The 13,435-nt window shown below is 31.8% G+C and carries 16 protein-coding genes; all 16 read left to right on the forward strand.

All coding sequences use genetic code 11. The features are described from left to right. Positions 1 to 26 precede the first annotated feature (26 nt). Positions 27 to 443, forward strand: a complete 417-nt coding sequence (locus M0D21_RS15485; protein WP_248331275.1) for a DUF4345 domain-containing protein — start codon at positions 27 to 29, stop codon at positions 441 to 443. Between the two features lie 141 nt (positions 444 to 584). Then, positions 585 to 1,727, forward strand: coding sequence for an FAD-dependent monooxygenase (locus tag M0D21_RS15490; RefSeq protein ID WP_248331136.1), 1,143 nt, complete (start codon positions 585 to 587; stop codon positions 1,725 to 1,727). Positions 1,728 to 1,898: 171 nt separating this feature from the next. Continuing rightward, positions 1,899 to 2,627, forward strand: a complete 729-nt coding sequence (locus tag M0D21_RS15495; protein WP_248331138.1) for a YqjF family protein — start codon at positions 1,899 to 1,901, stop codon at positions 2,625 to 2,627. Continuing rightward, on the forward strand, positions 2,620 to 3,864 hold the full coding sequence (locus M0D21_RS15500; protein WP_248331140.1) for an alpha/beta hydrolase-fold protein: 1,245 nt from the start codon (positions 2,620 to 2,622) through the stop codon (positions 3,862 to 3,864). Before M0D21_RS15495 ends, M0D21_RS15500 begins: the two co-directional genes overlap by 8 nt. Before the next feature lie 57 nt (positions 3,865 to 3,921). Then, positions 3,922 to 4,539, forward strand: a complete 618-nt coding sequence (locus M0D21_RS15505; protein ID WP_248331142.1) for a M949_RS01915 family surface polysaccharide biosynthesis protein — start codon at positions 3,922 to 3,924, stop codon at positions 4,537 to 4,539. A 4-nt stretch (positions 4,540 to 4,543) separates the two neighbouring features. Then, a complete protein-coding gene (locus tag M0D21_RS15510) occupies positions 4,544 to 5,095 on the forward strand; it encodes a hypothetical protein (protein ID WP_248331144.1) in 552 nt (183 codons plus the stop codon). A gap of 340 nt (positions 5,096 to 5,435) precedes the next feature. Further along, entirely contained in the window at positions 5,436 to 5,636 is a 201-nt protein-coding gene (rpsU, locus tag M0D21_RS15515) for a 30S ribosomal protein S21 (protein WP_248331146.1), read from the forward strand. A gap of 253 nt (positions 5,637 to 5,889) precedes the next feature. Continuing rightward, positions 5,890 to 6,084: a cold-shock protein gene (locus tag M0D21_RS15520; protein WP_248331148.1), complete on the forward strand. Its 195-nt coding sequence runs from the start codon at positions 5,890 to 5,892 to the stop codon at positions 6,082 to 6,084. A gap of 148 nt (positions 6,085 to 6,232) precedes the next feature. Beyond that, positions 6,233 to 6,646, forward strand: a complete 414-nt coding sequence (locus M0D21_RS15525) for a hypothetical protein (RefSeq protein ID WP_248331150.1) — start codon at positions 6,233 to 6,235, stop codon at positions 6,644 to 6,646. Between the two features lie 49 nt (positions 6,647 to 6,695). Further along, positions 6,696 to 7,124, forward strand: a complete 429-nt coding sequence (locus M0D21_RS15530; protein WP_248331152.1) for a hypothetical protein — start codon at positions 6,696 to 6,698, stop codon at positions 7,122 to 7,124. Between the two features lie 101 nt (positions 7,125 to 7,225). Further along, on the forward strand, positions 7,226 to 8,143 hold the full coding sequence (locus M0D21_RS15535; RefSeq protein WP_248331154.1) for a leucine-rich repeat domain-containing protein: 918 nt from the start codon (positions 7,226 to 7,228) through the stop codon (positions 8,141 to 8,143). A gap of 29 nt (positions 8,144 to 8,172) precedes the next feature. Continuing rightward, a complete protein-coding gene (locus M0D21_RS15540) occupies positions 8,173 to 8,655 on the forward strand; it encodes a DinB family protein (protein WP_248331156.1) in 483 nt (160 codons plus the stop codon). A gap of 110 nt (positions 8,656 to 8,765) precedes the next feature. Next, positions 8,766 to 10,502, forward strand: coding sequence for an RDD family protein (locus M0D21_RS15545; RefSeq protein ID WP_248331158.1), 1,737 nt, complete (start codon positions 8,766 to 8,768; stop codon positions 10,500 to 10,502). Between the two features lie 118 nt (positions 10,503 to 10,620). After that, entirely contained in the window at positions 10,621 to 10,992 is a 372-nt protein-coding gene (locus tag M0D21_RS15550; protein ID WP_248331160.1) for a VOC family protein, read from the forward strand. A 92-nt stretch (positions 10,993 to 11,084) separates the two neighbouring features. Further along, positions 11,085 to 12,137: an alpha/beta fold hydrolase gene (locus M0D21_RS15555; protein WP_248331162.1), complete on the forward strand. Its 1,053-nt coding sequence runs from the start codon at positions 11,085 to 11,087 to the stop codon at positions 12,135 to 12,137. Between the two features lie 115 nt (positions 12,138 to 12,252). Continuing rightward, complete coding sequence (locus tag M0D21_RS15560) at positions 12,253 to 13,329, forward strand: hypothetical protein (RefSeq protein WP_248331164.1); 1,077 nt, start codon at positions 12,253 to 12,255, stop codon at positions 13,327 to 13,329. Positions 13,330 to 13,435: the final 106 nt, after the last annotated feature.

Here is a 13,435-nt window from a genome sequence, read left to right on the forward strand (position 1 = left end):
GTTCAAAACCCCTATATTTGAATGATATGATTTTCAAAATTGCTCAGTTGAACAACAAGTACAAAAATTCGCATTTGGCATTATCGGCAATTGTTGTTTTTAGTGTATCGCTAATATATGGTGCCAATCCGAATAAGATTTTACCCTTGTTTTTTGATTTTAGGGTAGATAATCTGGAACTTAAAAATATATTTAGAGCCATTATGGGACTTTATATGGGGTTCGCTATTTATTGGGTGGTTGGGATTAAAAAACCTGAATATTGGAAAGGCGCTACATTAAGTAATGTGATTTTTATGGGAGGTTTGGTTTTTGGTAGATTGGTAAGTACCGCTTTAGACGGAATTTCAGTACAATACACCATAGGTTTGTTCTTAGAGGTTTTAGTAATGTTTTGGGGCATTTATAATTTGAAAAAAGATAAACAAGCGGTAACCAAATAAGGGTGATTAACAACCACAAAAGTATCTCCGAAATCCTTCATTGATATGTTATTATTTTGTTACTTGACAACTTCATGAATAGCCATATGCTTATCTTTAGTGAATATAAAATACCATAAAGGTGTGACAAAAAATATTCGAATGAAATTTGCGATCATAGGCGCTGGAATAGGAGGGTTAGCAACAGCGCTAGCTTTTGAAAAAAAAGGAATCGATTATCAGATTTTTGAAGCAACACCTCAATTTAGAGAAGTAGGTGCGGGCATTTGGTTAGCGCCAAACGCATTACAGGTTTTAGAATCCTTAGGGATTTTGGAGGAAGTTAAAACAAAAGGGAATACAATAGATAGAATTACCTTAGGAAAAGCTGATCTTTCTCCGCTCTCAGATACCTATCAAAATACTGTAAAAGAAAAATTTGGGTATACCACCGTAGCCATTCATAGAGCCGCATTACAACATATACTTTTTAATAAAATACCGAGTAACAAAATTCATTTGGGCAAATCTTTCGGTAGTTATGCCCATACAGAAGATGAAAAGATCAAAGTTGTGTTTGAAGACAAAAGTGAATATGAAACCGACTATATTATTGGTGCCGATGGTATACATTCAAAAGTAAGGAAACAACTTTTTCCTAATAGTACTACCAGATATACCGGGCAAACCTGTTGGCGGGGAGTTGCCACTATAGATATGCCTCAAGAATTTCATCATCGAGGTATAGAACTTTGGGGAGATCAGGTACGATTCGGAGTTTCTAAAATTGCAGATAACAAGGTGTATTGGTTTGCGGTAGCTTTGGATCAGCCAAATCAGAAAGACAATGCAGAGACAATTCAACAAAAACTTCTAAATATGTTTAATGGGTTTCATCCTATAATTAAAGAGTTAATTCGAGCTACTCCTACCGAACTCATACTTAGAAATGATATTATCGATTTAAAACCTATGAAGACTTGGTATAAGGAGAATATTTGTCTCATTGGAGATGCCGGGCATGCAACTACACCCAATATGGGACAAGGTGGTGCCCAGGCAATTGAAGATGCCTATTACCTTAGTGAATTGATAGCCAATAATCCTGATCAAAATATATTCGAAAAATTTCTACAAAAAAGGCAACCTAAGGTTAATGATATAGTGAACCAATCTTGGTCTACCGGAAAAATGGCGCATTGGAAATATGGAAAAAGTATCAGAAACTTCTTTTTAAAGAATATTCCTCAAAGAATGGTTCAAAAAAAAATGATGGAAATGTATACCATTGAAAAGGTAATATAACATTTAATACGCTAAGAATTCTTCCTTATTCCGTAAGTACATCAAAACTATGATAATTGGTTCCTCTTATTATCTTAAAATTATAGTAAACTTTTGTTATTGTCTTTTACCAACAGATAGATATACTTACTTTAGTCGTACCTTCTTATTGGACAAAGAAAATACCAAATTATGAGCTTCCTGAAAGCAGAATGGAGAAAACTGGCATTGGCCAATTATAGTATAGACCCAAGTATACTGCAAAAATATGTTCCTGCGGGAACCGAATTAGATTTATGGAACGGGAACTGCTATGTGAGTTTGGTGGGTTTTATGTTTTTGAATACTAAACTTTTGGGAATAAAAATACCGTTTCATACAGATTTTGAAGAGGTTAATTTAAGGTTTTATGTGAAGCACCAGGAGCAAGGGGAATCGAAGAGGGGAGTAGTTTTTATTAAGGAAATTGTACCAAAACCTGCCCTTACATGGGTTGCCAATACAGTGTACAACGAAAACTATGAAACGATGCCCATGAATCATGTATGGAAGGTAGAAAGTGATCAAAGAACAGTGCAATATACCTGGAAAAAGAAATCAAAATGGAATTCTTTTATGGTTAAAGCAAGTGAACAAAAATTCAAAATTCAACCGAATAGCGAAACAGAGTTTATTACTGAACATTATTGGGGATATGCCAAGGTTAATGGTTATACATCTAACGAATATGAAGTAACTCATCCTAAATGGGAAGTATACCAAGTCAATAATTATGAAATTGATGTGGATTTTGGTCTTGTTTATGGAAAAGAATTCGATTTCCTGAATACAGCTATACCTTTTTCGGTTATGCTTGCTGAAGGTTCAGAAATTACTGTAGAAAATAAAAAAACAATAAAATTAATTGATCATAATGTTTAAGAATCGTATCCTATGTTTTGCTTTCTTCTTGTCCTTCTTTATTTCTTTTGGTCAAGAGTTTTCTGATAAAATAGGCTCTATTCAAAACCTGGAGCTAGAGTCTGAGTATTTAAAGGAAAAAAGAACCTTAGAAATATATCTTCCACCTAGTTATAATGATGATAAGAGAAAAAAGTATCCTGTTATGTATGTAATGGATGGACAAGAGTATTTTTTGCATCCCGTTACATATCAAAGGATGTTACGATTCAAAGATAAAACACCAGAATTTATTGTAATAGGAATCAATTCTGATCGACAAAAAAGAAGAGTGCTTTATGATAAAGAAGCATTACAGTTTATCAACTTTTTAAAAAATGAACTTGTACCGTTTGTTGATGATAGCTATAGAACATTAAAAGAGAAAGAACGTATTTATTTCGGTTGGGAAATGGCTGGGGGTATGGGGCTTGAGATTTTTTCTAAGCATCCAGGTATATTCAACGCTTTTTTTATGGCAAGCCCAACACATTTTACAGAAGAACGACTTATGACTTTTAATGAGTCTTTGGGTAGTATGAATGATAGAAAATCCTACCTATATTTTTCTAAAGCCCCAGAAGAAACATATATAGAAAAGTCTATTCAGAAAGCAGATAGTATTCTAAAAAGCAAGCATTCAAAAAAGATCACTTGGAAAGTCGATAATCTCTTAAATGAAGATCATTATACTACTTCTCTTAAAACCATAAATAATGGATTACGAAACCACTTTGGAGATTATAACACTTTACGGTTCTATAGCTTGAAAGAATTTGATGCTTTTGGAAATTTAGAGGATATAAAGAATTATTATCGTGATAGAGGGAATAGATATCAAATTGCTACGGATGTTCACAGAACTACAAAGCATTTTTTATTGCTTAATGCGATGAATGAAAATAAACTTGAACGTTTTGTGATATATGCTCAAGAGTTTAGAGAATTTTTGTTGGCACCTTCGAGAGAAATTTGGCCAGTTCGGTTCGGAGGATATTTAGCAGAGAATGGCAAGTATACAGAAGCATTAGCTATTTATGAATCTGGTTTAAAGAAATTTCCAGAATCTGCTTCAATTCATAATGCTGTGGGTACTTTGTATAAGAACAAGGAAAACAAAGAAATGGCAAGGTCATACTATGAAAAAGCCATTGAATTTGCAGAAAAAAATAAGGACTCGAATATTGAGAAATATAAAATCAGTTTGAAGGAATTATAAATATTTTACTATTTTACTTCAAAGGCATATTGCAATGTTCATCCAAGTAAAAATATTATGAAATATATATACTATTCTTTTATAACTATAATGTTGATTTCTTGTGGGAATTCCTCTAATACAAAAGTAAATAAAGAGGGGGGTGATACGGAGACAGAAATGTCTCTATTTCGAATTAAAAATGCACAGGATATCAATGTGTCTGATTTTGAATTTGAAGGTGAAATTGTAAATAAGAAAGTTTGGCAAGATGATAATGGCGAAAATGTAGTTCTATTTGCAATAAAAGAAAGAGAAGAGTTATTTGTTTACCATTACGCAAGTGAATTTAATCAGACAAGATTATTGAGAAAAGTTTATGACTTTGAAAAAGACTGTGAGTTTGATCAGACATTAGAATTTCTAGAACAGTCTATTGGTATAACAGACCTTGATAAAAACGGCCTTGGAGAAATTACCTTCGCCTATAAAAAAGCTTGCATTTCAGATGTTTCTCCGCTAGAATTAAAACTATTGATGTTGGAAAATGGAAATAAGTATATTATTAGAGGAAACACGCTTATAAAAATGGGAGAAGAGACTTTTGGAGGCAACAAAACTATTGATCCTACATTTGAGCAAGCTCCGCCAAATTTCCTGTTACATGCTAATAAGGTGTGGAGTGCTATACGATAGAAATATGAGTGTTTTACAATTATTTTTTGTTATTACCATATCATTGTTTTCTTATAATTTAAATAATGAAGTAGAAGTCAAGGTCACCAACAACGGTGTACAAGAAAGTGATATTAAATGTTCAGAAAATGGATGTTTTGGAGCTTATAAAGGGCCAGAATTTATAAATGGTTCAGATGTAGCGCATCAGTTTTCAAATACCATGTCGAAAGCAGTAGGAGATAAACTAAAAGAATTATATCGCCTTAAAAATTTTAAAAAAGTTGATTTTACCAATATTGTAATGTCGACCAAAGGGATGGGATCGGGAAGTGTAACATTTGAATTACATATTCCTTTTGTAAAAGTAAGTTCAAAATGTGAAGCATTTACTTCTTTTGATCATGTTGGAGGATGGAATCATAGTCCTGCCTTAGAAAGACGAAAAAAAGAATTGGCAAATGTGTTAATGAATAACCATAAGTTGAATATCAGTGATATCAAGACAACCCCAGAGGGATTACAAGAATATTGGATTCAATGGAAAAACAAGAAAACACAGGCAGAGTGTCAATAGAACATTCTAAAATTTGGATATAGCAAAGAGGCGTTACAATACCTAAGATGATCGAATTCAATTCTTGTTATCTTCGGAAATAATTATAGGTTTTCTGATGACTAAAAGAACTTCTTGGAATTAAATTCTATTTTGATCACCATGTTTACGAAAAATATAAATGAATGTTGACCTATATGTCATAATAATACCTTATCTATGCATCAAATTAGTGGTGTAAGACCATAAATACTTCAAAATCTTTAAGAGAATAATATAGCTTGTTTTAATTGATATTTCATTAGATCGAAAAATTCGAGATCATTACAAACTTTAAGGTTTAACGATTAAAACAAAATCTATGTTAATAGTACAGATCAAAGCTGGAGAAAATATTGATAGAGCTCTTAAGAGATACAAGAGAAAATGCAAAAATGTAAAACTTGTTCAGGAAATAAGATCACGTAAAGAATATGTGAAAAAATCCGTAAGAATGAGAGAACAGATTAAAAAAGCAAAACATAAGGCTAAGTACCTTAGAGAACACAGCGACGAAATATAAATATATTTTACAGTTATAACCTATTATGTGTAACAGCTCGATCTAAGAGGATCTAATTATATATAATATTCCATAACGTCATAGTAGGGCACACTTTTTTTGCTTTAAGAAATAATTGGTTTTAAAAGTAAATCTATTCTTATCTTTTTAGTTCAAAAAACTTTATTGTTTGAAAACTTAATGATACGTCTATTCTTAAAAAGAAGGTTGTTCTTTTCATGGTAAAATATTAATAATTTAAAATTTAGTAAAAATGCAGGAAGGCAAAGTAAAATTTTTTAACAATTCAAAAGGTTTTGGATTTATCACTTCATCAGAATCAGGAGAAGATATTTTTGTTCATAATTCTGGTTTGATTGATGAAATTAGAGAAGACGATAAAGTTAAGTACGATATCGAACAAGGAAGAAAAGGATTAAATGCAGTTAATGTAGAAGTTATTGATTAAATACTGTTTTTATAAGGTTTAAACCAAAAAGGATCATCTGAAAAGATGATCCTTTTTGTTGGTATACGTAGTTACTATGTATATGATGTAAAATCGTTACAAACCAGTTCTTACAAGGTTTGTATATAATTAGCTATATTTAATTATCATGCGATCTCTACTAATATTTAAAAAACTAGAAACAAATCCCAAACAACTTTTCGTTATAGATGGTTTGGGTGCATTGCTATCTGCTATTTTATTGGGAGTGGTACTTGTGAAATTTGAAGAAGTATTTGGTATTCCTAAAGTATCATTATATATCCTTGCAGTTTTTCCTTTGTTTTTTATGGTATATGATGTATTTAGTTATTTTCAAACTAGAGATAAAGTCTCGTTGTTATTAAGGGCAATTGCCATTATAAATGTAATGTACTGTGGTTTGTCGTTAGGTTTCGGAGTCTATCATTTTAATAGTATCACTTATTTTGGTTGGCTATATATTTTTGTTGAAGTTTTCATCATAATTGTGCTTGTTTTGATAGAGCTTAAAGTGGCAAATAGAGTCTCAAAAAAGGTATAACAACGCAACCTTGATCAACAAATCTCATCTAAAAGATAAAACAACAGTCATGATGAAAAAAAAACTGATTTTATCTTTTCTAGCGCTCACTTTCTTAGGTTGCTCAAGCGATGATGATAACGAAAATCAAATTCAATGTGAGTTTGATACCTTAATTAGTGCCGAACAGTTTAAAAATGCCCCTTCAGATCAATTATTGATTAGTGATCTAAAAATTGAGAATAATTGTTTGAAAATTAGTTTTAGTTCTGGTGGTTGTGATGGGAGCTCTTGGGAGTTAAAATTAATAGATGCGGGAGAGGTACAAGAGTCTGATCCACCACAGAGAAACCTAAGATTATCCTTGAAAAATGAAGAATTGTGCCTGGCAATTGTCAATAGAGAGCTAAGTTTTGATATTTCTAATTTACAATTAGAAGGAAACAGGGTTCAACTCAATTTTGCAAATTCTGACCAAAGAATCTTGTATGAGTACTAATCATTTTTGCGAATACTGATTTCATCACTATAGCCTGATGATTTCTAATCACTTATAAGTAAAATATGTTTACTTTTACTAGTGAACATAGCTATAATATTATGAAATCCAAACAGATCATTATCCTGATTTTAGTTATTCCCTTAGTATGTTTTAGTCAACATAAAAAAGTTACATCTTTAGTAACTGCATTAGAAGAACCCGAAAAAGTAACGTGGTTAGATATTGATTGTGAAGAGATTTCGGATTTTAAGAACGCTATAACAAAATTCGGGAATATTAAAACATTGTATATAACCGATTGCAATCTTAAAACGATATCACTAGGTATAGAATCATTACATGATCTGAGATTATTAAATATTCAGGGTAATAGTATTTCAAAATTACCAGAATCCCTTAAAATGCTGGAAAAACTTTCAGTATTGAATCTAAGAAATAATAGCTTTGTAAAACTTCCTCAGTTCCTTACAGGCTTATCACAGCTTAGAGAAATAGATTTGGCAGAGAATGAGAGTTTAAACTTTGAAGAAACAGGCAAAGTTTTATCGAAGGTGAAGCAACTCGATTTTTTGTACCTAAGTAAAAATCAATTAAAAGAATTACCAAGAGGCTTAGCCGAATGTAAAAAACTGAAAGAGTTGCATATAGATCATAATCCAGAATTAGACATTGAACAGTCTATTTCGGTGTTATCTCAAATAGCATCTTTGAGAATTCTAGTACTATCAAATAATGATCTAAGCTACATTCCGGACAGTATACGAATACTACAGCAAATTGAAGGTATTGTATTTGATAATAATCCCAATTTATCTATTAAAGATTTAGGATTCCGGCTTCAAAAACTGCAGAATATAAAAGTAGTAGTGTTTAGAAATAACGAAGTTAAACATTTACCAGAAGATTTAAGTGGCTTTTTTAAGCTCAAATTGTTTGATTTAAGGGGAAATAATTTTTCTGATTCAGAAAAGGATAGAATTAAGAATATGCTAAAAGACACCAAAGTTTTGTTTTGAAATGCCATAGAGCTATAAATTGATATTATATGAAATTTACTGAAACATTGGTAAGCCGTTTAAAAGAGGTGTTAACTGAAGGGGAATGGGTAACGGGAACAAATTTTAAAGATCAAATTATTGATTTGAATTGGAGAACTGCTACCCAAAAAGTGGATGATCTAAATTCTATAGCCGATTTGATATTTCATGTGAATTACTATATTGATGGTGTGGCCAAGGTACTTGAAGGAGGAGAACTAGAAATTCGAGATAAATATAGTTTTGATTATCCTGCAATAACTTCTGCAAAAGATTGGGAGCAAATGGTATCGAAATTTTGTTCAGACTCAGAAAAATTTATTGATCTGGTAGCAGATATGCCCGAAGAACAATTACAAGAAACATTCGTTGATGAAAAATATGGAAATTACTGTAGAAATATCGAAGTAATTATAGAACATACCTATTATCATTTGGGCCAAGTCTTGTTGTTGAAAAAGTTGATTAAAACTTCAAATTCAGATTCATAAGGAATATTTTTGTTAAAAATTTCTTAAAAAGATATACTAAATACGAAGTTAAATTTGTAGCTTACCATCAATAATTGAGGAAGATTTTCTTATTGATTTAAGCTATTTCTATGAAAACATTTTTACAATTTTTTGAAAATAAGGTAATTAGCAAAATTGGCAATATTTCTTTAGCATTGGCATTATTAGGTTTAATTTCCAGCTTTTTAACGATATATACCGAATATTCTAAAACTGCACTCTGGCTTTCGCACTTTTTTAGTTTTGTCGATCTTAATCTTATGAGAATCGATATTTTCGATATACGAGGAGGTACTTTTACAGGAGGAGATACTTTTGGTGGTAATGGACTTAACCTGGCATTTAACTTTGTGTTTTTACTGGCTAGCATTATTTACATCTACTCCAAGAAAAAGGAAAAACATCTATTACAATTTATTTATGCAGTCATTCATTTTTCTGCCTGGGTTTCAATTGTAATTTTTGTTTTTAGTCAATTTAGAAGATTTACTTTGTTAGAACCATTGGCCGTTCTTTTTGTGCTTCGAGATATAATTATATTACTACTAAGTTATGGAGTCTTAAAACTTACAGATAAGAAACTAAGTGATTCATTACAGGAGAATGTGCTTGAAGGCGAAGGTAAACTTCCGTATGTAAATGCATCTAAATACAAACGTTTTTTACATTTGATCATAGATTCTTTTTTGCTCATGGGATTAACATTTAATGCGTTTAGAATATTACCTCGTGATTTCTTAAACGGGATGTTATCATTGTTCGGGGATAGATATGCATTAACTATTTTGTTCATTTTTAGTGCAATAGCGTACTATGTGTTTTTTGAAACTATATTTAAAAGAACACCTGCCAAATATTTAACACAGACATTTGTAACCGGAACAGAAAAGGCAGTAGTTACTTCGGATTTAATTTTGGGGAGGTCATTGTCTAGAAAAATACCATTTAACACGTTTTCCTTTTTAGGAACTACAGGTTGGCATGATTCCATTTCAAATACCAAAGTTGTATCGTTAAACAGGAACAAACGTGATTATAAATATCTCTTATTGTTTCCTGCAATTGCACTTTTCTTCTTTTTGAATTACCAATTTAATGAGTTTAGACAAGATTATGTAATTGCAAAAACACAAAATGGAATCCTTAATGCAGAAGTAAAGGCTATAGAATATGGTCTAAAAAATTTAAAATCTACAGACATTATCAGTTTAAAGCGAACTGGTGGAGCATACTACGATGCGTCGCACTTTCTTAAAGTTTTAAAAGTCGAAGGAGAAACGGTGACACTTGCCAAAATTGAAAAAACATATAAGCAAAAAACTCTTGAAGATATAGATTTTCTATATGAATCGAATCCAGAAGGTTTTGAAACTATAGAAGTAGATAAAGAATATATTAGACAAGGTATTTGTACTGAATATGGTTTGTTTGGAGGCTTTGGGGATTGTGGTTTCAAATATTTTGAGGATGAAGAAAATATGAGAATTTATTCGATAGATAATTCTTTTGAACCGGTTATTCATTTTGATTATAGATATCAGAATAGTGCAGACCGTATTACAATAGAGTTTGAAAGTCACGGGGTTGCTTGTCAATTAACAAAAATAGAAGTGTTAGAGGGAGATGTTGAAGCAAGTGGTAGGTTGCCTCAGAAAATTACAACTTTTAGTGATGATTTTGAGATAACTGTAAAGTTCAACGAAGAGGTTGGAGACCCTTTTAAACTAAAATTGGTATTTGAAAGTGAAATAGACCCAAGTTTAAAATACAACTATACTTTCGAGTCTGACGGGATATTTGTGCTGGACTTGGTTAAAGTGCAGTAATTACAGGAACTTACATAGAGAAGTTTTATGTACTTTTATAACTACTGATATTGGTTCTAGACGAGAAATAAATCAATATAAATATAGTCTAGAAGGGTGTAACTAAAATTATAAGATTATGAAATTAGGAGCTTTCTCAGTTAGCCTTAGTGTAAAGGACCTTCACAAGTCAAAAGAGTTTTACGAAAACTTAGGATTTACAGTTTTTGCCGGAAATATGGATCAGAATTATCTCATCATGAAAAATGAAAATGCTTTAGTTGGGTTGTTTCAAGGTATGTTTGAAGGCAATATTTTGACTTTTAATCCGGGGTGGGATGAAAATGCAAAAGAGATGACTTCTTTTGATGATGTAAGACATATTCAACAACACCTAAAATCGAAAGGAGTAACTCTCGAAAGTGAAGCCGATGAAAGTGCTACGGGACCTGCTAGTTTTACTGTAAAAGACCCAGATGGGAATTTAATATTACTAGATCAACATAGATAAACTCTTTATCTCTAGGATGCTGTAAAATATTCTAAAATAATTCTATTTGTAACCAAAGTCCTTAGAAATCAGTCTCATCGATAAAAATAACGATGAGTATCATTAAGAAAATATTGAAATGGATAGGAATTGTCTTAGGTATAGTTTTTTTTATATTCTTAATCCTCCTTATTGTCCCTGAAAAGGAAATAGTTGCGCCCATTAGTCCAAGTGAAAATACTCAATATTGGAAGATGAAAGAAGGCTTTCAGATTGCCTATACGCATGTAAAAAGTATTGATAGTCTTAACAACCCTCCTGTGATTTTTTTACATGGCGGTCCCGGGGGTTATGTGCATTCAAGTATTATAGAAACTTTAGCAGAGTTAACAAAAAATGGAAATGATGTGTATTTCTATGATCAAAGAGGATCTGGATTGTCTGATAGATTACCTAAATATTCTGATATTAGTTTCGAAAAACACCTTCTTGATCTGCATGAAATAATTTCAGAAAAGATTAAAGCTGAAAAAGTTATCTTGGTTGGTCAATCTTTTGGCAGCAATATTATTTCTCATTATTCGGTTAGACATCCTAATAGAATCCATAAAATCGTATTTAGTTCTCCTGGTACTTTTAAGCCTTATAGACAAGTAAATGGTCAATATGTAAATATAGATTCGGTGTACCCTGCTCCAGACTCTCTTCAGTTTATAGAACCCTATGATTTTAATAAAGATGTAGATAATATGGCATTAAAACCTAAAGCCATGGTTGCTAGTGTGGGTGCTTTACTCTTAAATAAGAAGCTGATTTCTGATAAACAAATGGATAGAATGCTCAATACTTTGGCTTCCCAATTTACCAAGGGAATGGTGTGTGATCCCAAAAATGTACTTCCAGAAGAAGGTGGTGGCGGTTTGTATGCTTATATCGGTACAAATAGTGACGATTATCCCGAAATTAGAGATAAAATACAAAACGTGACTGCTCCAATTCTTGTTTTGCAAGGGCAATGTGAATATCATTCGTTTGGTGCTGCATATGAATATGTAGACCTATATGCTAATGGAACTTACGTTTTAATAGAAGGAGCAGGACATGAAATTTGGTGGGAACAAAAAGAGAGATACATAGAAGTGATTAGCAGGTTCATAGAGGAATAAGTAAAGTTTTTGTACAGGAAATTAAGAAGTAACAAATCAACTATTCAATCGTCTTCTAAGTAGTATTCTAGTATATAAGCCTGTTTCCTTGTTTCACTCTTAAAGTCTCACCCAAATGAACCAATTTATCCATAGAATATTTGTACCTGTTATTTTATTTTTTACTTCCTACATTATTTATTCTCAACATTGGGAAAACCCATCAAACAAGTATTTAAGCAGTTATAAAAAATATGTAAACGCTACATGTCCGGTAAAAAAGAACAACATCAAACATTTTGTTTATTTTGCCAGAGATAGAAAAGAAATTAAAGAACACCCATTTCTATCTCATAATGCATTTCAAGGAGCACAAATTATGTATTCCTGGAAGGAGTTGGAACCCACAAAAGGAGAATATGATTTTTCTGTTATAGAAAAGGATATTCGATACCTGCAGCAGTTTGATAAAAAACTTTTTATTCAGTTACAAGATGCTACATTTGGTGTAAAACATAATCCTGTACCACAATACTTAAGAACTAAAGAATATAATAATGGAGCTGTACAACATATTGAAAGCAAAAAACCAATAGGTTGGATTGCAAAACGATGGAATAAAAGGGTACAACAACGTTTTGCACTACTATTAAAAGAATTGGGAACCCATTTTGATGGAAGAATAGAAGGGATTAATTTACAAGAGACTTCAATTAATGTTAAAGGCATGAACAATTCGGGTTTTTCTGAAGGAAAATATGTTGAAGGGTTAAAAGCGAACATGTTTGTCTTAAAAAAATCGTTTCCAACATCTGTAACTATGATTTACGCTAATTTTATGCCAGGAGAATGGTTACCCTGGGAAGACAAAGGCTACTTAAAAGGGATATATACCTATGGAGAAACTATTGGAGTCGGTATGGGAGCTCCAGACCTTATGGTGACAAGGAAGGGACAGCTAAACCACGCATTGGCCCAAATGCATGAGAATACATTTTCGGTACCTATAGGTATTGCAGTACAAGATGGTAACTATATTGGAAAAACAGGAGAAGATACAGACTATAATGAAAGCAAAGATAGAGGGATGTTAAGAGAGAATATCGTTCCTATGTTAGCTGCTTTCGGCAAGGATTTTTTGAAGGTTGATTATATGTTTTGGACCAATCAGGAACCTTATTTCGAGGAGGATGTTTTGAGTTGTTTTGAGTGATAAAGGCAAAATAAGTTATGTGTTTGGAGATGAGTAATAGGCGCCTAGATGCTTTGGTTTTTACTAAATAGAAAGATAATTGATTAGATTTTGTTGAATTTTGTAA

The sequence above is a fragment of the Aquimarina acroporae genome, assembly GCF_023195925.1.
In the GTDB taxonomy this organism is placed as follows: domain Bacteria; phylum Bacteroidota; class Bacteroidia; order Flavobacteriales; family Flavobacteriaceae; genus Aquimarina; species Aquimarina acroporae.

What these genes read in the sequence shown, in the direction of transcription:
- M0D21_RS15485 (WP_248331275.1), top strand. Translation starts at nt 27, where the DNA reads ATGATTTTCAAAATTGCTCAGTTGAACAACAAGTACAAAAATTCGCAT.
- rpsU (WP_248331146.1), top strand. Translation starts at nt 5,436, where the DNA reads ATGTTAATAGTACAGATCAAAGCTGGAGAAAATATTGATAGAGCTCTT.
- M0D21_RS15545 (WP_248331158.1), top strand. Translation starts at nt 8,766, where the DNA reads ATGAAAACATTTTTACAATTTTTTGAAAATAAGGTAATTAGCAAAATT.
- M0D21_RS15490 (WP_248331136.1), top strand. Translation starts at nt 585, where the DNA reads ATGAAATTTGCGATCATAGGCGCTGGAATAGGAGGGTTAGCAACAGCG.
- M0D21_RS15520 (WP_248331148.1), top strand. Translation starts at nt 5,890, where the DNA reads ATGCAGGAAGGCAAAGTAAAATTTTTTAACAATTCAAAAGGTTTTGGA.
- M0D21_RS15500 (WP_248331140.1), top strand. Translation starts at nt 2,620, where the DNA reads ATGTTTAAGAATCGTATCCTATGTTTTGCTTTCTTCTTGTCCTTCTTT.
- M0D21_RS15510 (WP_248331144.1), top strand. Translation starts at nt 4,544, where the DNA reads ATGAGTGTTTTACAATTATTTTTTGTTATTACCATATCATTGTTTTCT.
- M0D21_RS15550 (WP_248331160.1), top strand. Translation starts at nt 10,621, where the DNA reads ATGAAATTAGGAGCTTTCTCAGTTAGCCTTAGTGTAAAGGACCTTCAC.
- M0D21_RS15505 (WP_248331142.1), top strand. Translation starts at nt 3,922, where the DNA reads ATGAAATATATATACTATTCTTTTATAACTATAATGTTGATTTCTTGT.
- M0D21_RS15530 (WP_248331152.1), top strand. Translation starts at nt 6,696, where the DNA reads ATGATGAAAAAAAAACTGATTTTATCTTTTCTAGCGCTCACTTTCTTA.
- M0D21_RS15540 (WP_248331156.1), top strand. Translation starts at nt 8,173, where the DNA reads ATGAAATTTACTGAAACATTGGTAAGCCGTTTAAAAGAGGTGTTAACT.
- M0D21_RS15555 (WP_248331162.1), top strand. Translation starts at nt 11,085, where the DNA reads ATGAGTATCATTAAGAAAATATTGAAATGGATAGGAATTGTCTTAGGT.
- M0D21_RS15495 (WP_248331138.1), top strand. Translation starts at nt 1,899, where the DNA reads ATGAGCTTCCTGAAAGCAGAATGGAGAAAACTGGCATTGGCCAATTAT.
- M0D21_RS15560 (WP_248331164.1), top strand. Translation starts at nt 12,253, where the DNA reads ATGAACCAATTTATCCATAGAATATTTGTACCTGTTATTTTATTTTTT.
- M0D21_RS15525 (WP_248331150.1), top strand. Translation starts at nt 6,233, where the DNA reads ATGCGATCTCTACTAATATTTAAAAAACTAGAAACAAATCCCAAACAA.
- M0D21_RS15535 (WP_248331154.1), top strand. Translation starts at nt 7,226, where the DNA reads ATGAAATCCAAACAGATCATTATCCTGATTTTAGTTATTCCCTTAGTA.